Annotated in this window: 19 protein-coding genes; all 19 read left to right on the forward strand. The window is 38.6% G+C overall.

Features of this window, described 5'->3' with window-relative positions:
• Positions 1-8 precede the first annotated feature (8 nt).
• Positions 9-1130: a glycosyltransferase gene (locus tag BVH02_RS10715; protein ID WP_086501440.1), complete on the forward strand. Its 1122-nt coding sequence runs from the start codon at positions 9-11 to the stop codon at positions 1128-1130.
• Positions 1131-1444: 314 nt separating this feature from the next.
• Complete coding sequence (locus BVH02_RS10720; RefSeq protein WP_086501441.1) at positions 1445-2107, forward strand: metal-dependent transcriptional regulator; 663 nt, start codon at positions 1445-1447, stop codon at positions 2105-2107.
• Positions 2104-3018: a metal ABC transporter solute-binding protein, Zn/Mn family gene (locus BVH02_RS10725; protein ID WP_086501442.1), complete on the forward strand. Its 915-nt coding sequence runs from the start codon at positions 2104-2106 to the stop codon at positions 3016-3018. Before BVH02_RS10720 ends, BVH02_RS10725 begins: the two co-directional genes overlap by 4 nt.
• Positions 3015-3803: a metal ABC transporter ATP-binding protein gene (locus BVH02_RS10730; RefSeq protein WP_086501443.1), complete on the forward strand. Its 789-nt coding sequence runs from the start codon at positions 3015-3017 to the stop codon at positions 3801-3803. The genes BVH02_RS10725 and BVH02_RS10730 overlap by 4 nt, the downstream gene beginning before the upstream one ends.
• Positions 3803-5095 (forward strand): metal ABC transporter permease, encoded by a 1293-nt coding sequence (locus tag BVH02_RS10735; RefSeq protein ID WP_086501444.1) that lies wholly within the window; start codon positions 3803-3805, stop codon positions 5093-5095. The genes BVH02_RS10730 and BVH02_RS10735 overlap by 1 nt, the downstream gene beginning before the upstream one ends.
• Positions 5085-5981 carry a metal ABC transporter permease gene (locus tag BVH02_RS10740; RefSeq protein ID WP_086501445.1) on the forward strand — a complete coding sequence of 299 codons (897 nt, stop codon included), beginning with the start codon at positions 5085-5087 and terminating at the stop codon, positions 5979-5981. Before BVH02_RS10735 ends, BVH02_RS10740 begins: the two co-directional genes overlap by 11 nt.
• Positions 5982-6248: 267 nt before the next feature.
• Positions 6249-6701 (forward strand): thioredoxin family protein, encoded by a 453-nt coding sequence (locus tag BVH02_RS10745; protein ID WP_086501446.1) that lies wholly within the window; start codon positions 6249-6251, stop codon positions 6699-6701.
• The gene (gene mnmE / locus BVH02_RS10750) at positions 6698-8080 is read left to right on the forward strand and encodes a tRNA uridine-5-carboxymethylaminomethyl(34) synthesis GTPase MnmE (RefSeq protein ID WP_086501447.1); all 1383 of its coding nucleotides are present in this window, start codon (positions 6698-6700) and stop codon (positions 8078-8080) included. The genes BVH02_RS10745 and mnmE overlap by 4 nt, the downstream gene beginning before the upstream one ends.
• 159 nt (positions 8081-8239) lie before the next feature.
• On the forward strand, positions 8240-9382 hold the full coding sequence (locus tag BVH02_RS10755) for a site-specific integrase (RefSeq protein WP_086501448.1): 1143 nt from the start codon (positions 8240-8242) through the stop codon (positions 9380-9382).
• 41 nt (positions 9383-9423) lie between these two features.
• The gene (locus tag BVH02_RS10760) at positions 9424-10227 is read left to right on the forward strand and encodes a hypothetical protein (RefSeq protein WP_143244204.1); all 804 of its coding nucleotides are present in this window, start codon (positions 9424-9426) and stop codon (positions 10225-10227) included.
• Between the two features lie 95 nt (positions 10228-10322).
• Positions 10323-10601 carry a helix-turn-helix transcriptional regulator gene (locus BVH02_RS10765; RefSeq protein WP_086501450.1) on the forward strand — a complete coding sequence of 93 codons (279 nt, stop codon included), beginning with the start codon at positions 10323-10325 and terminating at the stop codon, positions 10599-10601.
• A 106-nt stretch (positions 10602-10707) separates the two neighbouring features.
• Positions 10708-11910: a VapE domain-containing protein gene (locus BVH02_RS10770; RefSeq protein WP_086501451.1), complete on the forward strand. Its 1203-nt coding sequence runs from the start codon at positions 10708-10710 to the stop codon at positions 11908-11910.
• Positions 11911-12132: 222 nt separating this feature from the next.
• The gene (locus tag BVH02_RS10775) at positions 12133-13005 is read left to right on the forward strand and encodes a toprim domain-containing protein (protein ID WP_086501452.1); all 873 of its coding nucleotides are present in this window, start codon (positions 12133-12135) and stop codon (positions 13003-13005) included.
• 95 nt (positions 13006-13100) lie between these two features.
• Positions 13101-13445 carry a plasmid mobilization protein gene (locus BVH02_RS10780; protein WP_111357132.1) on the forward strand — a complete coding sequence of 115 codons (345 nt, stop codon included), beginning with the start codon at positions 13101-13103 and terminating at the stop codon, positions 13443-13445.
• A complete protein-coding gene (locus BVH02_RS10785; RefSeq protein ID WP_086501453.1) occupies positions 13435-14619 on the forward strand; it encodes a relaxase/mobilization nuclease domain-containing protein in 1185 nt (394 codons plus the stop codon). Before BVH02_RS10780 ends, BVH02_RS10785 begins: the two co-directional genes overlap by 11 nt.
• Positions 14620-15161: 542 nt before the next feature.
• Positions 15162-15299, forward strand: a complete 138-nt coding sequence (locus BVH02_RS21395; RefSeq protein WP_158093880.1) for a hypothetical protein — start codon at positions 15162-15164, stop codon at positions 15297-15299.
• A gap of 387 nt (positions 15300-15686) precedes the next feature.
• Positions 15687-16061: a hypothetical protein gene (locus BVH02_RS10795; RefSeq protein WP_143244205.1), complete on the forward strand. Its 375-nt coding sequence runs from the start codon at positions 15687-15689 to the stop codon at positions 16059-16061.
• Between the two features lie 259 nt (positions 16062-16320).
• The gene (locus BVH02_RS10800; protein ID WP_086501456.1) at positions 16321-20715 is read left to right on the forward strand and encodes a CusA/CzcA family heavy metal efflux RND transporter; all 4395 of its coding nucleotides are present in this window, start codon (positions 16321-16323) and stop codon (positions 20713-20715) included.
• Positions 20716-20746: 31 nt separating this feature from the next.
• Positions 20747-21934, forward strand: a complete 1188-nt coding sequence (locus tag BVH02_RS10805; protein ID WP_086501457.1) for an efflux RND transporter periplasmic adaptor subunit — start codon at positions 20747-20749, stop codon at positions 21932-21934.
• The last annotated feature ends 2 nt before the right edge of the window (positions 21935-21936 follow it).

The raw sequence follows: 21936 nt of genomic DNA on the forward strand, positions 1-21936 counted from the left end.
TTCGTTTAATGAGTGAAAAATCAGCTTCCCGAATTCCTGTCTTGATTACGTCAAGCCTTAAGCCCGTCAAAGATACGAGAGCTTGGGGAAAGCTTGGCCTTTCATTGCGAGAAACAGGTCAATTCGAATTAAGTTTTATGGGATTTTCACCAAAAGCCTTGGAAAATTACGAAGATGAAAAGTATTATACTTCAATTTCAAAGGCTCACTCAGGTTGGGGAAGGATCTACTCACAGATTAAATTTCTAAAAATTTTACTGATCGTCAAACCAAAAATTCTGATTTGTTGCACCTACGAATACCTTGCAATTGCTTCAATATTTAAAGGGATTTTAGAGTACAAGTTGGTCTATGATGTTCAGGAAAATTATGTCAAAAACCTAGAGCTAAATCCTACTCTAAGCCCAAGTAAAAAATCGAAATTAAGCCGACTTATTAACTGGCTTGAAAGGACAAATGGAGTTGATTTATTTCTTCTAGCTGAGAAATGTTATGCTGAAGAGATGCCAGAAAAGACTCCTTTTTTAATCTTGGAAAATACGTTTGCAGGAATAATTAGACCGGTTAAGACTATACAATTTGAGAAAAAAAAAGGCTATAGATTTTTGATTTCCGGTACACTTACTCCAGCTTTTGGGACACTAGAAGCAATCAATTGGTTTAAAGAAATTCTGAAAGAATTCCCGGAATCTACCCTCAAAATAATAGGACATTGTTCTCTAGATTCTTTCAAGATCGAGCTACATAAAGCTTGTGAAAACATCGCACAAATTAAGCTAAAAGCTTCCAATTTGCCTGTACCGCACGAGGAGATTATTATTGCATATTCTGGGATAGACTTTGCAATTTTACCCTATCAAAACAGAGACGCAATTAAGGATAAAATGCCAACCAAACTTTTCGAATCAGCGGCTCTCGGAGTTCCTGTTTTGATTGGTGGTAATCCAAAATGGCTAGACTTTTTAGCTCCATTTTCTGGAGGGTTCCCAATAGACTTTTTCGACTTTGAGCACGCATCACTGCAATTCAATGCTGCACTAAATCAGACATATTTCACTCAAAGTCCTGAGGAATCCATCCTGTGGAAATCTCAGCATTCTGATTTCATCTCCGCGATCAACTCCCTTTAAGTTATAAACGGTATGTGGATTACTATCCACACTTATCCACCTATGCCCTATTTTAAACACTCGATTTGACAAAATGGAAACTGCCTTTATTTTGTTAAAACAGTATTTTAACTGCAATCAACCCATTTTTAACATTCAGTTGTTCAATTGTTTAAACCAATCTTTACCCAAGACTAATCATATTTTTAGTCACACCTAAAACTATAAACACATTTGAAAATGACTTATCCACAAGCGATTTAGTCTCTAGTAAAAATATTTTTAGCTATATCTAAATAAATATTTACCTTTGTCACAGTACTAATTGGAATAGCATGACCTTGACAACAGCGGAAGAGAATTACCTGAAAGCGATCTATCACTTATCGGACGGCGGGACGAAAAGCGTATCAACCAATGATGTCGCTGCAGAGATAAAAACCAAAGCCGCGTCTGTATCAGACATGCTGAGAAAATTGGGTGAAAAAGAGGTGATAGAATACCGAAAGTATTATGGTGTCAATATTACAGAAGAAGGTAAAAAAAGAGCGCTTCAAACTATTCGTAAACACAGACTCTGGGAAGTCTTTTTGGTGGACAAATTACAGTTCGCTTGGGACGAAGTTCACGAGGTAGCTGAGGAGCTTGAACACATCCAATCACCACTACTTATTCAACGCTTAGATGAGTTTTTGAACTACCCGAAATTCGATCCACATGGCGACCCTATCCCTGATGAATTTGGAGATGTGCGAGCCCGGCCGAGAGTGGCCTTGATAGAAATGGACATCAATCAAACTGGCCAAATCGTGGCAGTAAAAGATAGCTCTGCAGCCTTCTTAAAATACCTCGACAAAGTAGGTGCATACATTGGTGCTCGTATCAAAGTCCTGGACAAAGTAGAGTTTGATGGATCCATGGAGATTCTCGTGGATCAGAAAAAAACGCTCTTTATGTCAAAGGATGTAGCAGCAAATATTTTAGCAATTCAGTCATGAGGAAACTCCTATTAATACTCCCAATTTTACTCCTCTCATTTGCTTGCAAATTTGACAATCCAGAGGAAAGAACAAGACCGCAAATCGTAGTCACTACGAGTATCCTTGCAGATGGAATTCGCAACCTAGTTGGTGAGAATGCCGATGTGGTTTCACTGATGCCTGCTGGTGTTGATCCACATTTGTACAAGGCATCTGTTCGGGATTTAGATTTGCTTCAGAATGCTGACTTAGTCATTTATCACGGTCTTTTCTTAGAAGGGAAAATGACAGAGATATTTGAGAAACTCGCCTTTAGCAAAGATCTGATTAATGTTTCTGAAACACTGTCAAACGACTTGTTGATAAGATCCGGACCTGAAGCCCACTCCGTAGATCCACACATCTGGTTTGACGTATCACTATGGTCCATGGCCATGGAATATGCATCGGATGAAATAATCAAATGGCAACCCAAATGGAAATCATCTGTAGAAAGAAACACAGAAGCTTACCTCAATGAACTAGCAGATTTGCATCAGGACAACCTAAGTAAAGTGGCTGAGCTGCGCAAAACAAATCAGGCACTGATTACTGCACATGATGCTTTCTCCTATTTCGGCAAAGCCTATAATCTAGAGGTTCTCGGACTTCAGGGATTATCCACTTTGAGCGAACCTGGACTGAGAGATTTGACTGGTTTAGTGAGCTTCATAGTGGAGCGGGACATTCATGCGGTTTTCGCAGAGCAGACTATTTCACCAAAAGCTATCGAAGCTGTAGTTGCAGGTTGCGAGAATCAAAATCACAAAATAAAACTAGCAGGTCCACTTTATACGGATAGTCTTGGCGCGCCAGACTCTCCAGCTGGCACTTATATAGGAATGGTCAAAACCAATGTTCAAGTAATTTTTGAAAGCCTAACGAAATGATCACACACGTAGAATCCCCTATTTTAGAAATACATGATCTCACAGTCAGCTACGATCAAAGTCCTGTCCTTTGGAATGTGGACTTGAGCTTGCCTGCAGGAAAACTCATAGGAATTCTAGGGCCCAATGGCGCTGGAAAATCCACCTTGATCAAAGCCGTCATGGGTTTAGTCCCAGTAACTGGAGGTTATGTTAAGATTTTTGATCGAGAGTTAAATGATGTGAGAAGCCGTATCAGCTATGTCCCTCAACGAGAATCAGTGGATTGGAATTTCCCAGCTTCAGTATTGGACGTGGTAATGATGGGTACTTATGGTAAACTTGGGCTTTTTCGCAGACCTGGAAAAAAGGAAAAGCAAATCGCTATGGATTGCTTGGATAAAGTTGGGATGCAGTCGTTTGTGGATCGCCAAATCTCTGAGCTTAGCGGAGGTCAGCAGCAGCGGGTTTTCATTGCTCGAGCTTTGGCACAGGAAGCTGACTTATATTTGATGGATGAGCCTTTTGCAGGAGTTGACATGGCCACGGAAACGGCGATTTTTCAGCTGCTTCAAGAGATGACAGCTGCTGGAAAAACAGTAATCGTAGTACATCACGACATTCATTCGGCGATGAATTACTTCGACTGGATCATCATGCTGAATCTCCATTTGGTAGCCTCTGGTCCAAAAACTGAAGTGGTCACAGAAGATTTACTTCGAAAAACTTACGGTGGGAAACTCAATCTACTTACCAAAGTCAGCGATATCATTCGTCAAAAGGACTTTAACCCATTGAAAAGCTGATGAGTGATTTTGTTTATTTCTTCACTTTTCAAGATGCTTCGATTGCCTATGTGGTAATTGGGATAACGCTCTTGGGGATAGGATCCGCATATGTTGGCACCTATAGTTTTCTGGACAAGAAAGCTCTGCTAGGAGATGCAATTTCCCATGCGGTACTTCCAGGGATTTGCTTAGGTTTTATGCTGGCTGGAGAAAAAAATCCATTATATATAGTGACTGGGGCATTTCTGTCTGGCGCACTGGCAACTTTTCTTACTTCTTGGCTGAAAAGCAAAACAAGACTCAGTGACGATGCAATAATTGCTTCCATACTCTCTATATTTTTTGGATTTGGAATAGTGCTACTCACAGTCATTCAAAAATCTGGGAATCCAGAAATGGCCGGTCTCAATCAGTTTATCTTCGGTAATGCCATCGCCATTCTAGAAGAAGACCTGTATATCTATGGTGGTCTTGCAATCCTAATCATTATCACACTCTCAGTTTTACGAAAGGAATTTTCCATGTTGGTTTTCAATGCGGACTTTGGGACATCTATAGGATATCCGATGGGGGCAATTCGAATGATCTTCAATGTGCTGATGATATTGGCTGTGGTGATTGGAATCCAAGCCATAGGAGTGGTATTGATGGCGGCTTTGCTAATAGCACCTGGTGCTGCAGCTAGATTCTGGACAGATAAACTCAGTAAGCTTTTACTGATTGCTGGAGCATTCTCGGCAGTGTCAGGAATCTTAGGAACCTACGTTTCCTTTGTGATTCCGCAGATGCCTACTGGTCCTTGGGTGGTAGTTTTCCTCTCTCTATTTGCATTTGCTTCCTTTCTTTTTGCTCCCAAAAAGGGTGTGCTTTCACGCTTCATCGCTAGGAAGTATTATTTGAAAAAGACGCATCAAGATCACTTGCTGAAAGCTATCTTCCATGGTTTAGAAAAAGGTCAAAGCACTTTCCCTATAGAGGAAATCTATGAGTCCTTTCCGTATAAAAAGAAGGAAACTAAGCAGACAATCGATGATTTAGTCAAATCGGATTTGTTAATTAATAATCAGGGACTTATAAACTTTTCTGCTAAGGGGAAATCTGAAGCAAAACGAATTGTGAGACTGCATAGACTTTGGGAACTTTACCTCAATGAGTATATGAATATTGCTCCGGATCACGTGCATGATTCCGCCGAAAAGCTGGAGCACATCCTCACTCCTGAACTCGAAGCCTTGCTGGAGAACAGGCTTAATTATCCTAAACTCGACCCTCACCAGGAGACTATCCCCCGCGACAACGATGAGCTTTGACCAAAACGCATTTCTAATAATTATCACCGCTTCGATCATATCGATTTCCTGCGGACTCCTAGGGGTTTTTATGATGCTGCGCAAAATGTCCATGACTGGTGATGCCATCTCGCATGCGGTGCTTCCCGGAATTGTCATAGGATTCTTTGTGTCAGGAAGCCAGCGTGGACTCGAAGTAATTATCGGAGCGGGCTTATTGGGTATTTTGGCTACACTGATTATCAACTGGCTTAAAAACAAAGCCAAAGTTCAACTTGATGCATCGATAGGAATTACGTTTACGCTCTTATTTGCTATAGGCATTATTCTAATTAATATGCTGGCTTACAAGGTAGATCTGGATCAGGAATGTGTGCTGTATGGGGAGATCGCTTACCTTCCTATTGATCTCTGGATCACAAATGCAGGCTTTAGTATGGGGCCTAGAATTATGTACCTGGCAGTTCTGAATTTAGTTTTGGTAATAGGCTTTATAATCTTACTGTACAAGGAGTTGACACTAACTAGTTTTGATGAAAACTTTGGACTTGTGATAGGTCTTCCAGCTGGTGCAATTAACCTAGCATTGATGAGTATGGTATCTTATACAACCGTAAGTAGTTTCGAAGCCGTAGGAGCTATTCTGGTTGTTGCCTTGTTGGTTGTACCTCCTGCTACCGCATTTCTATGGACTAAAAAATTAACCTCCTTAATAAAGCTTACCTGCGCCTTGGGAATTTTCATTTCTATAGCGGGTTATTATATGGCATATTTAGTGGATAGCTCGATTGCAGGAATGATGGTTGCTGTTGGCGGTGTGATATTTTTGGGGAGCGCTTTATATAAAAGCATTAAGCCAAATTCGCTGTTCGGAACTTCTACCCCTAGCAAGCCGTTGGAGATTTGAAACTTAAAATCTTACATAATTATTCATTTTAATGCCAGTAGCTTAATTTTCTTTGATTGACAAGACAGAAGACAGAAGAACGGTGAGCGGTGGCCGAAGTCACATCAATTTGTAAGTTTACTATTTCTTAATTTGCTTTTAGCACTTTTGCGAGCAGTTAAGCATAAAGTCTGAATGTTAAAGAAATACACTCATTAGAAATATTTCAGCCCATACTAGGTTCTAAGGATACCTAGTATGATGGCTTCAAAAACATACACTTAATACATGAAAAAATTAGTATTCATAGGTCTTCTTCTATTTATTGCCAATTTTGCGCATGCACAGGAGAAAATAGAATGGTTGAAATTTGAAGAAGCAGTAGCTGCTACTGAAGCAAATCCAAAAATGATTTTGGTGGATGTGTACACCGATTGGTGCGGTTGGTGTAAGAAAATGGACAAGGATACGTTCACCGATCCAGCAGTGATCAAGTATATAAATTCGACGTTTTATGCAGTTAAAATGAATGCGGAAGACAATAAACGCTCATTTGATTTCAAAGGGAAAGAATACACCGAGGCGCAAATGGCCGGAGCCATGCGTGTGCAATCCTATCCTAACTTTGTCATCATCGACCCTACCTTAAAAAACATTACTCAAATGCCTGGCTATAGAGAACCAGCTCCATTTTTGAAAGGTTTAACTGAACTAGTGGATAAAGGATTTGGTAAAAAATGAGTTTCTCCCTTTCCGATCAAAATGATACGATTATAGCACTGGCGACCCCACAGGGCGTTGGAGCTATTGCGGTAATTCGCCTTTCTGGCAAAGATGCCATCCAATTGACCAATGAGGTGTTTTTTGGTAAAAATCTAGCGAATCAAGAATCCCATACCATTCACTTTGGGACTATTCGCGACGGTGAGAAGATCATCGACGAAGTGCTGGTTTCGCTTTTCATAGCGCCCAAATCATTTACAAAAGAAAACGTGGTGGAAATCTCCACACACGGCTCTTCCTATATTATTAATCAAGTACTCAAGCTTTTCATCCGCAAAGGAGCCCGACCAGCAAAGCCAGGAGAATTCACGCAGCGTGCATTCCTGAACGGGCAGTTCGATTTAGCGCAAGCTGAAGCTGTAGCAGATTTGATTCATGCCGATTCTGAAACTTCACATCAGGCAGCATTGAGTCAGATGCGTGGTGGATTCAGCTCTGAAATTCAAGAACTTAGATCTCGACTGATCCATTTTGCTTCCATGATAGAATTGGAGCTGGACTTCGGTGAGGAAGATGTGGAATTTGCCAGTCGAGAGGAATTACGAACGCTGGTAGAGCGCTTACTTCGTGTGGTGGAAGAATTGATCCTGAGTTTTGACCTGGGAAATGTGATCAAAAATGGTGTTCCAACCGTCATCGCTGGAAAGCCTAATGCCGGAAAATCCACCCTACTCAATGCCTTACTCAACGAGGAAAAAGCAATCGTTTCTGAGATCGCAGGAACTACCCGTGACTTCATCGAAGATGAAATCAATATAGGCGGAGTAATCTTCCGCTTCATAGATACGGCAGGTTTGCGCGAAACAACCGATGTGATCGAAGCTATCGGAGTAAGCCGAACTCAGGAGAAAATGAAGACAGCTTCCTTGATTTTGTACCTCTTCGATTTGGGTGATACAGACCTATTCGAGATCAATCGAGACATCAATAAACTGGAAAACCAAGGCGTTCCTTTTCTTAAAGTTGCCAATAAGATAGATAAAGCTAATTCACTATTGATTAATGAATTGAAAGAGCAACATCCTGATACTATTTTTATCTCTGCCGGGCAGAAAGACAACCTAGAAGAACTCAAAGCAAGAATCCTTGTCCTAGTGAATCTCGACAAATTCCGAACCGGAAATACCATCGTGACCAACGTGCGACATTACGATTCCTTGGTGAAAACCCGTGAGTCTTTGCTGGATATTCTTTCAGGTTTGGACAACCAAATCACCAATGACTTTGTAGCCATGGACATCCGTCGCTCCCTACATTTCCTCGGTGAGATCACAGGTGAGATTACAACCGATGATCTGTTGGAGAATATCTTTAGGAATTTTTGTATCGGTAAGTAAATCCACTTTCCTTTAGTTGACTTTGTTTGATTTTACTTGATAGTCAGTTATTTATACTATTTTCATTTTCCTTTGCTTGAGTTTAATAGTACATTTGTTACAACTGGTGTACAACTTTAATTTAGAAAGATGTACAGATGTACAACTTAACGAAGGGGAATGAAAATTACTTTAAAAGAGAAAAAGCTATCAAATGGTATGATAAGCCTTTATATCGAGTACTATAAAGGTTCTAACACTGACATGAATGGCAAGCGAAGCCATATCCGAGATTTCGAATTTTTGAAAATATACCTTCACCAAAGTCCTAAGGATGCTAGTGAAAGAAAAGAAAATAAAGAAAACCGGAAACTTGCTGAGGATATTCTATCGATACGGCAGAGCAATTACATTCAGGGAAAATTTGAAATCAAAAACCTATCTAAGTCCAAAAGGCAATTCTTAGATTTTTTCACTGAAAAGATGGAAGAAAAATCCAGTTCAGTTAAGAATTATGGAGTTTGGCAATCTGCCTACTCCCACCTTAAGAATTGTGTTAGTCCAAATTTACTTTTCGATGAGGTTGACGAAAACTTTGTAAAAAGGGTAAAGCACTATTATGATGCTGAAGCTCGAACCAAGAGTAATCTACCTCTATCCCAAAACTCAAAATATTCCTACTTCAATAAGTTCAAGGCCTGCCTGAGGAGCGCTTTTGACGATGGATACATTTTCGTCAACTATGCTTCCAAAGTAAAAGCTTTCGAGCAGGGAGAAAGTCAGAGAGAATACTTGACCTTCAAAGAACTTCAAACCTTAGTAAATACTGACTGCAAATATGAAGTTTTGAAGACGGCTTTTATTTTCTCCTGTCTTGTAGGATTAAGATGGTCTGACATCAATACTCTCATATGGTCAGAAGTCAGAGATGAAGGAGAAAATCTATTTCGAGTAAATTTCAGGCAGGAAAAAACTGATGGAGTAGAATATCTTTATATATCGAAACAAGCGAGAGATCTCCTAGGAGATAGAAAATCTCCAAAGGATAGAGTCTTCATCGGTCTCAAATACAGCGCAGTTTACAATAACGAAATAGTACGCTGGTGTAATCGTGCCGGAGTGTTCAAGCATATTACCTTCCATAGTGCAAGGCATACAAATGCTGTATTACTACTGGAAAATGGAGCAGATCTATACACCGTTCAAAAAAGGCTTGGCCATAAGGAGATAAAAACGACTGCGATTTATGCCAAAATTGTTGACCAAAAGATGCGAGAGTCAGCCCAAATTATTCCTCAACTTAACTTGGATTTGAAACTTTAATAATGGAAAAACCAAACGCTAAACTTCTTATTCCTACTTTATTGCTTTTGATTGCAGTTATCTTCTTTACTGCCATTATCCAGTATTTCAATACCACCTATTTCATTTGGGCTACTGGAATTACTATGATTTCCGTCCAATTGTTTTACACTTGGAAGCTAATTAAAAGATACCCAGTCTGGTTTGCGGATTATATGTTTGATGAAAAAATGGTAGGCCTTAGAAAAAAGGTGGAAAAGCCAAGGATATTTTTCTACTCCATTTTCTGGCCAATAATGGGTCTATGTATTTATGTGGTTGTAACTACACCTCCCAAAGGAGACCTTTGGAAAGATGTTTTCCTATTTGCCCCGTTTGTTTTTCTATTCATTTTCGGGGTTTTGTTTCTAGATTTAACTTGGAAGTCCAGTTTTGAAAATAGGTACATTCCTTTGGTAAAGAAAACTTTAAAGCAAGGGCAAAAGGAATTTAAAACACATTATTCATCAGCACAGTTAGCAAAGATATTTGATGGTTTGGTGGATCTTGGTCTCATTGAGTATATGGATCTTGAAAAACAAAAATTCCACAGAGAGCAGTTTGTAGAAATTTTTAGAAAGGGTATCGTTCCACCCGCCCCTCAATTCGACTTAAACATTCAAGTAATTGATGCTGTCTACTTTTTTACACAACTCAACTTTAAGATCGATAGTCTAACAAATACTAGGCTAGCAAAAATTTTTCTTATCAAGGGAGAGCCCATAAAATCTGGATCTCTTCGGAGTTCAAAACACAATGCAAAAAAAACTAGAAGTAAATCTGAAACTGAGCATCATTTAGATGCTATATTTTCAGAAATTCATTGACAATAGGTGTAAATTATTGACGATTGTCAATGTTTAATGCCAGTCCTTTTTTCCTTTTTTCTCCTTTGCTGGACAACATCAAATAAAATATAGCAATGGAAAACGAACAAATCCTTCACAAACTCAATCGCATTGAGAAATTTATGTTTGGCCTCAAGGACATTCTGAATCCTGAAGAATTAAGCGATTACACTGGGTTCAAAGTATCTTATATTTATAAGCTAGTTAGCCAATCCAAAATCCCATATTCCAAGCCTAATAATGGCGCACTATTTTTCGATCGCAAAAAGATTGATGATTGGCTATTGCAAAATCCAAGTAAATCGGAAGCTGAAATAAGAAAGGAAGCATTCCAATACACCAGAAAAAAATAAAGCGAATCCTTTCGAATTCGCCTTTTTTCTTGTGGAAACAGAATCTCCGTCTGACAGCGTAAAGATACTGGTTCTGCATTCATTTTCAAACTCTTAATGCAGTATCATGAAAAACAGAAATCCTTTCAAACGACTGGATGATGACTCCAATTCCCCCATGGTCAAGATGATTCGCTACTTGATAAGCAAATATGACTTTATTAATAATGTGGTGGTCTATGAAGTCTTTGCCAGTGAAAAAGAAAAAAACAACTACCTAAGGGTCAATCCCCATACCTTATTAATAGAGGCGAAATCTGCAGGTCATAATACTTCCTTAGCTGATATCAACTCTTTCCTGAGCAGTGATTTTATTCCAAAGGTAAATCCCTTGGAAATCTATTTTGAACATCATAAAAAGCTGTGGAGCGCTGATGAACATGGGGACTATATTGAGCGATTTGCAAACTATATCGAGGTTTTGGATCAAGCAAGGTTTCAAGTTCAGTTCAAAAAATGGCTCGTTCGATGTGTCGCCTGTAGTCTAGATGATCAATATTTCAATAAACAGGCACTGATCTTAGTCCAAGACAAACAAAACAGTGGAAAGTCAACGCTGACAAGGTTTTTGACACCACCGGATCTTTCCGAATACCAGACCGAAAACATCTCCATAGATAAAGATAGTCTGATTGCACTATGTCAGAACTTCCTGATCATCCAGGATGAATTATCTACGCTGAACAAACAGGAGATCAATGCTCAGAAAAGTCTGATGAGTCGCTCGTATATCAAAGTCCGACATCCCTATGACAGGAAGCCAACAATGGAGCCCAGAAGAGCATCCATCATAGGCTCCACCAATAAAGCCGAATTCCTCACGGATGATACTGGTAGCGTCCGATGGCTTTGCTTTACACTTTTCGGAATCAATTGGGAATACAAAAAAGATATTGATATCAATCTTGTATGGGCTCAAGCATACTATCTATACAAAAGCGGTTTTGAATATAACATGACAGCTGAGGAGATCATCGAAAACGAGCTAGCCAATGCCCAATTCAGCACCATCACCATGGAGTTTGAGCTAGTACAGAAACACTTTGAGCCAGGGAACAAGGAGGATGATTTCATGACTCCTTCAGATATGATCCAATACCTGAGTAAAGCTGAGGGTTCCAACCTGAAGATTAGCAGAGAAGAAATCGGAAAAGCTTTGAAACGACTCGGCTTTGAGCGAATTGCAAAAAGAGGCTACAGCGACAAGTCTTATCCCGTCAAAGGCTATTATGTAAAAATAGATAATCCACTTACTACCTTACTACAATAAGTTTATATAATTGATATACTGATAGTTAACTGTAGTAAGGTTAATATAATAAAGGTTACTACGCTTACTACATTATCGAGTTTGTAGTAAGCGTAGTAACCCTAAAAAACCGATAATAGAGCAAGGTGACTACACTTATATCATTGATTATCAAAGACTTTAAATCAACGTAGTAACGTAGTAAGCAACTAGCGCAATTTTAACAAACAAACCATAGATAACATGAACTGTAAACAAGCTAATCAAATCAGCATCATAGCATATCTTTCACAAATAGGCATATCACCAAAAAGCACAAAGCCAGATTGTTCATTCTTTCTCTCGCCATTAAGGATAGAAAAAACACCTTCATTCAAGGTGGATCACAATTTAAACTTATGGGTGGATTTTGGGGAAGGTCATGCAGGAGGAACTTTGATTGATTTAGTCATGAAATTGAATCCCTCCTATTCAATTCAGGATGCGTTAGCTCATGTGGAAAATTTGGGGTTTGACTCTTTTTCTTTTCACCAGCAAAAAGATAAGATCTCAGATTATGAGAACTCTAAAATCAAAGTATTAAACACTAAACCCATTGGGACAAATCAGGCAATCACTGACTATTTAATCTCTAGAGAGATCCAGCCTGAAATAGCTGGAAAATATTGCAAAGAGGTTTATTACTCGGTGGATGGCAAGAGATATTTTGGGGTAGGAAATGAAAATTCAAATGGCTGGTCAATACGAAACAAGTATTGGAAGGGGTGCACAGGGCAAGGTGGCAGTGTCTATTTTACCACTAGGGAATTTTCAAACCTATCTGTTTTTGAAGGAATATTTGATTTAATGAGTTTCATAAAATTGGATCAATTTAGTCATCAATCAAGTGCATTTCTTGTCCTCAATTCTCTGGTGAATATCAAGCAGGTCGAGGACTTTTGTCAACAGTACGATAGTGTCAATTTATATCTAGATACCGATAAGGCAGGTAAGGAATTAACCGCAGATCTTCTCAATACGAGGAAAAATTTCATCGACAAAAGTTCGCTTTATTCTCCTTTCAAAGATCTGAATGAAATGCTCGTGAGTGAGAATAATCAGAGCTACACAAGATAAGGGTCGCTTTGCGAAGCAAGCTATGTTTCGGTCAGACCGAAACGCTTGCTTCGCTCCACTCATTAACCACAAACTCACTCCGTTCATTTTCCGATATGGCCAGACCTAAGCTACCGCAAAAAGAAAAAAAGAGCATTAAGTTCTCCTTTAAAATGGATGAAGGGGAATTTGAGCAATTGGCAAAACTGTGTGAATACTCAGACCTCAGCGCTTCCGAAGTAATCCGATCCTGTGTGTTTAAAAACAGGCTGCCGAAAGCACGTATTCCGATTCTGGAAAAGCAGACCTATATAGAGCTGAGAAAAATCGGAACCAATATCAATCAAATCGCCAAACACTACAATTCTAACAAACCCGTACCTTCTGACAAGCTAATTGCATTTAAGGCTTTACAAGAAAAACTAAATCTACTAATCAAACTTCTAGTCAATGATCACTAAGGTATCCATTGGAAGTTCATTCATGGGAGCATTGAATTACAACTTGAAAAAGCTCTACTCAAAGGATGAATCACAAAAAGCTGAATTGCTGGCGACCAATTTTGCAAGCCTGAAACAGCAGACTATCAAAAATGAACTGCGCTTGATTCAAAGCATAAACCCCAGACTGAAGCGGAACACCTTTCATACCAGTCTGAATTTTGGCAAGGATGAATCCGTATCAAACGAAAAGATGCTGAACATTGCTGAAGAATACATGAAGAAAATGGGCTTTGACAACAACGCCTATTTCATATTTCGCCACCATGACACCGACCATCCACATTGCCATATACTGGCACTTCGGAATCGATTTGACGGCTCAGTGGTCACTGACAGCAATAATTACCAGCGAAGCGACAAGATTGCCAGAGAGTTGGAAATTAAACATGGTTTGGAACAGGTGAAGTCCAGCTTAGAATCACAGGTAAAGGCACCCAATAAAGACGAAATAGAAATGTCGTTGAGAACAGGAAAAGCTTCTAAAAGGATGATGCTTCAGGAATTGGTGGGCGATGCTTTAATTAAAACAAACAGTATTCCTTCATTTATCAAATCCTTGGAAAATAACGGGGTTAATCTACTTTTCAATCAAGCCAGCACTGGTAGGGTTTCGGGGATTTCTTATTGCTATGGAGGATTTATCGCTAAAGGCCAGGCATTGGGAAATCAATTCAAATGGGGACAGGTATCCAAATCATTACACTATGAACAAACTAAAGACTTTCAATCAATTGACGAAGCAAACAATCGAACAAGATCAGCATACCCGGCAGGAGACAATAAACATCAAAGTGGAGCATCAACAGCTGATCGAATGTCTATTGGAACTGCGAAACAAGCAGCATCAAATCCTGAAGAATCAAAAAATACTTCAAGATCAAATCCATTCGAACCATCAAAGGTTAGCTTCGAAACAAGATCCACGGATAGAGAAGCTGATTTCGGGCATGGCCGAGAACCGGAAAACCTACCGACAGCTGATCAAGGTGGTGAAAATCACATTTCTAACGCTCCTAGTGCCATTGCTAGCCTTGGTGAGTTGCTTGCTGCTATTCCGACTACTGCGAATATGAATGACGACAGCAAAAAGAAAAAGAGGAAGAAAGACGAAAATATAGGCTTAGGGCGCTAATCAGCCTGCTTTTGATATATCGGTATATATAGATATATGGCCATAGATATATACGCATATATATTTAACCCGCTTTAATGAGATTACCTAAACACTACAGACACCTTCTTTCCCACAGATAAAGATCGTAAGCGGATAGACTCAGGAAAAACTACTACAGAACTTTGCAATTAAGGTAACCTAAAAAGTAATTTCCGTAATTTTTCCAGGCCTTTGGATGGGCCGAAAAATTCCAGAATAACTTTTCTAGACCTTCGCGAAGAAATCAGAAATCTAATGAACGCTCTATCTAAGAAGGAACACCTCATTGAAAATACAGGAACACACAGAAAACCAGTTTGGACAAAAGTTTATCTAACTAACTGATTAAAATATCTTTTAGATAAACTTTACGCAGAAATAGGTATTTGAACGAATTAGGAAGGGTTTTCCACTCGATCAATAAACTTTAGATAAACTCAGGAAAGAATGGGCAATCAGATTTAGAGCTAATATTGCAGGAGGTGTGATAAAATAGAAACTATGAAAAAACGAGAAAAATTTTGAAACGAATAGCCCAAGGATACAAAGAAGCATTAGAGATTCAAATTGAAAAAAAACACAAAACCTTCAGTTCATTGAGTGAGAAGGAAACTGATTTGGAGTCAGAAAAAGGTGATGATCTTAAAGATCACCGATGAAAGGTCATAAACTCTAGCGTATCCGAAATGCACATTAGCCGTCTCATAAAAGGTGAGAAAATGGATATTTGAGACTTTGATTAAATAGATGAGTTTATGAGACTTAAAATTGGGTTTTTTCAGTAGAGATATCCTTATCAGAAATAGTCTCATAAAACGGTCGTTTTTTGAGACACCTATCTTTAAAATAGTATCCTTCTTTGGGGAGGCTTAAGGTTTTTAAAGCAACATTTTGGATTTCAAGAAGGACTCTGATAAATCTGAGTAGATTAAAGAAATCTTTTTTATCCATCACTTGATTAATGGGATATTTTAATTTCCTTTGTGATAGTGCATAATTTTGCCACAAATACAGCTCGTTTTTTACTCAGCATGTTCTGCTTGATCATGCTGCACCAATTAGCGCCTCATGCTCATCACCAACATGAAATAAATGCACTTTCTGATTATCAAGCCGATGAACATGAAGGGATTTCACATGATCATCATTCCGATGAAGAGAGCTCATTAGATTTTTTTTCTAAGCTTTTTGCAAATCACGCTCATTATCAACAATTGCTTAATAATTCTCCTTCGCAGGTACAGCTTTCTGAGAATCATAATAATAAAAATAGAGAGCTGAAAACGATAGTTACACTTTTTCAAGTAACAATTGATGAGGTATTTCTAATATTAAAACAACCTATCCCCGAATCTTTAGGGATATATAAAAATACCTACTTTTTTTCGCTAGCCTTACGAGGCCCCCCTACTTTAGGATAATAAATTCTTGATGTATTCTTCATCAAAGTCAGATGGATTTCTGTCCATAGAATTTTATTTATTCTAACTCACTCTACATGTTTAAAATAGTGTATTCGCCTTGTGCGTATGCGTATTTTCATTTAAAGAGCTATGTCAATACTTCTAAGGGAATGATTACATCTTGTTCTTTCCTGTAGGGATTTGATTACTCCTCTTTTCACAATCCTTCCTTTCGAGCAAAATATTAATTAAAACCCATTAATATGAACTATAAATCATGTTAGATAAAATCATTCAATTCTCAATTACCAACAAGCTTGTCGTTGGAATATTAACCTTGTTCCTAATTGGCTGGGGATCTTATTCCCTTACACAATTGCCCATCGATGCCGTGCCGGATATTACAGATAATCAGGTAATGGTTATCACCATTTCCCCTACGCTCGCTGCGCAAGAGGTGGAACAGCTTGTTACATTCCCAGTTGAACAAACAATGGTAAGTATTCCTGGAATAAAGGATATGCGGTCTTTTTCCCGCTTTGGACTTTCTATTGTAACTATAGTTTTTGAAGAAGAAACCGATCTTTATTGGGCTAGACAGCAAGTTCAGGAGCGATTATCATCTGCAGCTGACCAAATCCCTCAAGGAGTTGGGAGGCCTGAAATGGCTCCTGTGACCACAGGATTGGGAGAAATATATCAATATGTAATACACCCAAAAGAAGGCTATGAAGATCAATACGATGCCACTGAATTAAGAACCATACAAGACTGGATCATTAAACGACAACTCTTGGGAACACCTGGTGTTGCAGAAGTAAGTGGTTTTGGGGGCTTGGTCAAACAATATGAAATTGCTATAGACCCCGATAAACTTCAAAGTATGGATGTTACAATTGAAGAGATTTTTACCGCGTTGCAAAAAAACAATCAGAACACGGGGGGGGCCTATATTGACAAAGGTCCTAATGCCTATTTTATACGCAGTGAAGGCCTTGTGAACAATCTACAGGAGCTCGAGAAGATTGCTGTTAAAGTAAATAATGGCACACCAGTACTTATAAGAGACGTTGCCAAAGTACAATTTGGTCACGGTGTGCGATATGGAGCTGCTACCCGAAATGGAGAAGGCGAAGTGGTTACAGGGATAGTAATGATGCTAAAAGGTGCAAACTCATCCGCAGTTATCAATGATGTAAAGGATAAAATTGAACAGATAAAAGAAACTTTACCCGAAGGAGTAACCATTGAGCCTTATTTGGATAGAAAAAAATTGGTGGATCGAGCAATAGGAACCGTAACTACTAACCTTACTGAAGGCGCATTGATCGTGATTTTTGTATTAATCCTTTTTCTTGGAAATTTAAGAGGTGGATTGATAGTGGCTTCGGTAATACCGCTCTCCATGCTTTTTGCCATCTCAATGATGAACCTCTTTGGGGTTTCCGGAAACCTTATGAGTCTGGGAGCAATTGATTTTGGTCTGATAGTAGATGGGGCTGTAATCATTGTCGAATCTGTCATGTTTGGTATTCATACCAGTAAAAAGAAGTATGCAGGAGTTGAAAAATTATCTTCTGAACAGATGGATATTGAAGTGAAAAGTTCTGCTGGAAAAATGATGAATTCGGCAGCATTTGGTCAAATAATCATACTTATTGTGTACCTGCCTATTTTAGCATTGACTGGGGTAGCTGGGAAAATGTTTCACCCAATGGCACAAACTGTAATGTTTGCTATTCTAGGAGCATTGATTTTATCGCTTACCTATGTTCCGATGATGTCCTCGCTTGTACTGGGTCGTAAGACTGAACATAAACGAAATTTTTCCGATAAAATGATGGAATTCTTTCAGCGTATGTATCAACCTATTTTAGAAGCTGCCCTTCACGCAAAACTCTTGGTAGTTGGATTGGCAATAGGATTATTTATCATAACCCTGATAGTATTTGCCAACATGGGTGGTGAATTCATTCCCCAATTGGACGAAGGTGATTTCGCAGTTGAAACACGAGTGCCTGTTGGAAGTTCCATCGACCAGATGATTGATGTTTCTCAAAAGGCACAAACCATATTATTGGATGAGTATCCAGATGAAGTAACTCAAGTCGTGAACAAGATTGGTTCTGGGGAAATACCAACAGATCCTATGCCAATAGAGGCCGGTGATATGATGGTGATCCTAAGTCCCAAAGACGATTGGACGAAAGCTGGAGGAAGGGAAGAACTGGTCGAAGAAATGCAGGAATCTCTTTCAATAATACCTAATGCTACTTTTAGTTTTCAACAACCAATACAAATGCGTTTCAATGAACTTTTGACAGGTGCAAAACAGGATGTTGTAATCAAAATTTATGGTGAAGACCTCAATATTCTTTCTGATCTGGCCAGTAATGTGGGGAATAAAATAAAGTCAGTAGAAGGTGTTGAAGATTTGTATGTAGAGGAAGTTACAGGATTACCACAGATTAATATTCAAATGAATCGTGATAAAATTTCTCAATATGGAATGAATATCGAAGACATAAACAATGCTATCGAAACTGCTTTTGCGGGTACTTCGGCAGGTCTTGTTTATGAAGGAGAACGTAGATTTGACCTCGTTGTGAGGTTAGACAAAAATTACAGAACCGATATTACCGATGTACAGAATCTGTATGTCAGCACACCAGAGGGAAGCCAAATTCCACTTGGTGAAGTAGCAAATGTTTCATTTGAACCAGGACCAGTTCAAATCCAACGTGATAATGCAAAACGTAGAATTATTGTTGGTTTCAATGTACGTGACAGGGATGTACAAAGTATCATTGAAGATATAAAGCAAATTATGTCTTCGAAGGTTGATATGCCAGCAGGTTATTATGTAACCTATGGAGGACAATTTCAGAACCTGCAAGAGGCCAATCAACGGTTAATGATCGCTTTACCAATAGCATTATTACTGATTTTAATATTACTCTATTTTGCATTTGGTTCGATGAAACAAAGCTTGCTCATTTTTTCGGCTATCCCTTTATCTGCCATTGGAGGTGTTTTTGCCCTAGTAATTCGAGACTTGCCATTTAGTATTTCGGCTGGAATCGGATTTATTGCATTATTCGGTGTGGCCGTTTTAAACGGTATCGTATTAGTGGCGGAATTCAACAGACTTGCTAAAGAAGGTATAACCGATATTTATGAACGTGTTATTAAAGGTACTGGCGTTAGGCTGAGACCTGTCTTAATGACCGCTACCGTTGCTGCTTTAGGTTTCTTGCCTATGGCTTTGTCAAATTCCTCTGGTGCCGAAGTACAAAGACCTTTGGCTACAGTAGTTATTGGCGGTTTGATTACAGCAACTGCATTAACACTAATTGTACTACCTGTATTGTATATCTATTTTACTGAAGGAAAATTCAAATTCAATTTTGGAAGAAAAAAAATAGTCACCACTTTAATCTTGATTGTAGGTCTATTATTTTCGGCTTCGCAACTTCAAGCACAAGTAACCAGTCCGCTTCCAAAACAAGAACTTTCATTAGAGCAGGCTATTGAAATTGCAATTCAAAATAACAACCGTATTAAGATCGCCCAATATGAAATAGATGTTGAAAGAACAGGGAAATATGGAGCCATAACCATTCCAAGAACAGAATTTTTCTATTCTAATGGTCAATTTAATACGCCTACCATAAACGATAATCTGTTTGGGATTTCTCAACGGATTAATTTTCCTACTGTTTATACCAGTCAGTCCAATCTTGCGAAGGCAAGGGTCACCAGCAGTGAGTATCTTAAGGCGATAGAGAAAAATGACTTAGTTGCAGATGTAAGATCAGCTTATCTAGAATACGAGTTTTTATTGGAAAGCAAACTCTTATTACAGCGTCAGGACAGTCTATACAGTAATCTTAATAGATCGAGCTCCTTGCGATATAAAACAGGAGAATCCACAAAATTGGAAAGTGTAACATCTGCAACACAATCGATGCAAATTAAAAACAAGCTTAAACAGAACAAAGCGGATTTATTAATTGCAATAAAACGATTACAGGTAGTTTTGAACACAAACGATGATATAAGTATTGCAGCCTCTAATCTAGTTCCTTACGAGATAGATTTAGAAAGTAATTCTGTGGAGAAAAGCCCGATTTACGTCTATATACAACAGCAATTAGAAGTAAAGAAAAAAGAAACGAATGTTGAAAGGAACAAAATTTTGCCTGACATTATGTTCAGTTACAATAATCAATCCTTTGTAGGAAATCAAAATATAGCTGGTCAAAATAGACAGTATGATCTTGGTGATCGGTTTTCATTCTTTCAGTTAGGCCTGGCAATCCCAATTTTCCCAGGTGGGCATAGTTCTAAGATTAAGGCTGCTAAAATTGAGGAGAATATCGTCCAATCTCAACTTGAGTTAAATAAAACACAACTAGAAGGGGATTTGCAAAATTTATTGCAAGAGTACTACAAACTTCAGGGCACTTTGGAATACTATCAAAATGAAGCGCTGCCACAAGCTAAACTTATTATTGATAATTCTGAAACAAGCTTCAAAAGTGGGGACGTATCTTATACTCAGTATTTACAAAATATTTCTTTGGCTAACACCATCCAAACAGATTATTTAACTACTCTTTATCAACATAATAAGTCAATAATAGTAATAGAAGCCTTATTGGGCTTATAAAATAAGTGCTTACATACTAAAATATATAAAGATGAAAATTCTATTTAATAAAAATATCCCGATGCTCATTTTATCCACTTTATTGATAGTGGCTTGTGGCGCCAAGGATTCTGAGAAATTGGAATCTACTATGATTGAAGAACAACTACCTGCTAATGGGGATAATCAAATCACTTTCACCAAAGACCAATACATTCTTGCTGGTATTGAAACTGGAAAGATTGAAATGAGAAATCTTAGTAACATCATAAAGATAAATGGAGTCATAGATGTAGAGCCTGAAAGTATGGCCACGGTATCAGCGCCATTAGGAGGATATATAAAAACAGCAGGTCTATTGCCGGGACAAGCTGTGAAAAAGGGACAAGTTTTGGCCACCATAGAGAACCCTGAATTTATCCGTATTCAGCAAGGATATCTAGAGAGTCTAGGAAAGATGCAATTTCTTGAAGAAGAATTCAACCGACAAAAACAATTGAGAGATGAAGACATCAATTCTGCCAAAACGTTTCAACAGGTTTCATCTGATTATAAAATAATCCAAGGACAGGTTAAGGCATTCGAACAACAACTCGCACTGGTAGGAATAGGTAAAAGTTCTGTACAGGATGGCAATATTTCCCGCACTGCTAATCTCTATGCACCCATAACTGGTTATGTAAAAGTCAGCAATACCAATATTGGCGATTATGTATCACCGCAAGATGTTCTCTTTGAGCTGGTCAATGTAGATGATTTACATTTGGCATTAAATGCGTTTGAAAGAGATTTAGAGAGGATCGAAGTCGGTCAGACCGTTAAGTTTGCTCTTTCCGATGATAATACATTTAAAAGAACTGCTGAAGTATTTTTAATTGGGAAAGCCACAGGCAGTGACCGGATAACCCCGGTTCATTGTCATATCAAACTAGAAAGTGATAAAGGCCTTTTACCGGGCATGTATGTAAAAGCATGGATTGAGAGCGGTACTGATAAGCAAAATGCAATCCTGTCTGAGGCTATCGTTCAATACGAAGGAAAGGATTTCGTAGTCCTTCAAACCGAAGAAACGGAAGGTGGCTACACGTTTAAATTGGAACAGGTCAAAAAAGGAATTGAGCAGGAAGGATACACCGCAATAACTTTTGCTGATGGTGCTAACGTTCAAAATTTTAAACCTGTAACCAAGAATGCCTATTCCATCTTGTCCGCACTGAGAAATTCTGTAGAAGAAGAATAATA

The sequence above is a fragment of the Algoriphagus ratkowskyi genome, assembly GCF_002150505.1.
GTDB classification, from domain to species: Bacteria; Bacteroidota; Bacteroidia; order Cytophagales; family Cyclobacteriaceae; genus Algoriphagus; species Algoriphagus ratkowskyi.

What these genes read in the sequence shown, in the direction of transcription:
- BVH02_RS10770 (WP_086501451.1), top strand. Translation starts at nt 10,708, where the DNA reads ATGAAAAACAGAAATCCTTTCAAACGACTGGATGATGACTCCAATTCC.
- BVH02_RS10800 (WP_086501456.1), top strand. Translation starts at nt 16,321, where the DNA reads ATGTTAGATAAAATCATTCAATTCTCAATTACCAACAAGCTTGTCGTT.
- BVH02_RS10745 (WP_086501446.1), top strand. Translation starts at nt 6,249, where the DNA reads ATGAAAAAATTAGTATTCATAGGTCTTCTTCTATTTATTGCCAATTTT.
- BVH02_RS10735 (WP_086501444.1), top strand. Translation starts at nt 3,803, where the DNA reads ATGAGTGATTTTGTTTATTTCTTCACTTTTCAAGATGCTTCGATTGCC.
- BVH02_RS10740 (WP_086501445.1), top strand. Translation starts at nt 5,085, where the DNA reads ATGAGCTTTGACCAAAACGCATTTCTAATAATTATCACCGCTTCGATC.
- BVH02_RS10805 (WP_086501457.1), top strand. Translation starts at nt 20,747, where the DNA reads ATGAAAATTCTATTTAATAAAAATATCCCGATGCTCATTTTATCCACT.
- BVH02_RS10765 (WP_086501450.1), top strand. Translation starts at nt 10,323, where the DNA reads ATGGAAAACGAACAAATCCTTCACAAACTCAATCGCATTGAGAAATTT.
- BVH02_RS10795 (WP_143244205.1), top strand. Translation starts at nt 15,687, where the DNA reads ATGCTGCACCAATTAGCGCCTCATGCTCATCACCAACATGAAATAAAT.
- BVH02_RS10785 (WP_086501453.1), top strand. Translation starts at nt 13,435, where the DNA reads ATGATCACTAAGGTATCCATTGGAAGTTCATTCATGGGAGCATTGAAT.
- BVH02_RS10715 (WP_086501440.1), top strand. Translation starts at nt 9, where the DNA reads ATGAGTGAAAAATCAGCTTCCCGAATTCCTGTCTTGATTACGTCAAGC.
- BVH02_RS10780 (WP_111357132.1), top strand. Translation starts at nt 13,101, where the DNA reads ATGGCCAGACCTAAGCTACCGCAAAAAGAAAAAAAGAGCATTAAGTTC.
- BVH02_RS10775 (WP_086501452.1), top strand. Translation starts at nt 12,133, where the DNA reads ATGAACTGTAAACAAGCTAATCAAATCAGCATCATAGCATATCTTTCA.
- mnmE (WP_086501447.1), top strand. Translation starts at nt 6,698, where the DNA reads ATGAGTTTCTCCCTTTCCGATCAAAATGATACGATTATAGCACTGGCG.
- BVH02_RS10730 (WP_086501443.1), top strand. Translation starts at nt 3,015, where the DNA reads ATGATCACACACGTAGAATCCCCTATTTTAGAAATACATGATCTCACA.
- BVH02_RS10725 (WP_086501442.1), top strand. Translation starts at nt 2,104, where the DNA reads ATGAGGAAACTCCTATTAATACTCCCAATTTTACTCCTCTCATTTGCT.
- BVH02_RS10720 (WP_086501441.1), top strand. Translation starts at nt 1,445, where the DNA reads ATGACCTTGACAACAGCGGAAGAGAATTACCTGAAAGCGATCTATCAC.
- BVH02_RS10755 (WP_086501448.1), top strand. Translation starts at nt 8,240, where the DNA reads ATGAAAATTACTTTAAAAGAGAAAAAGCTATCAAATGGTATGATAAGC.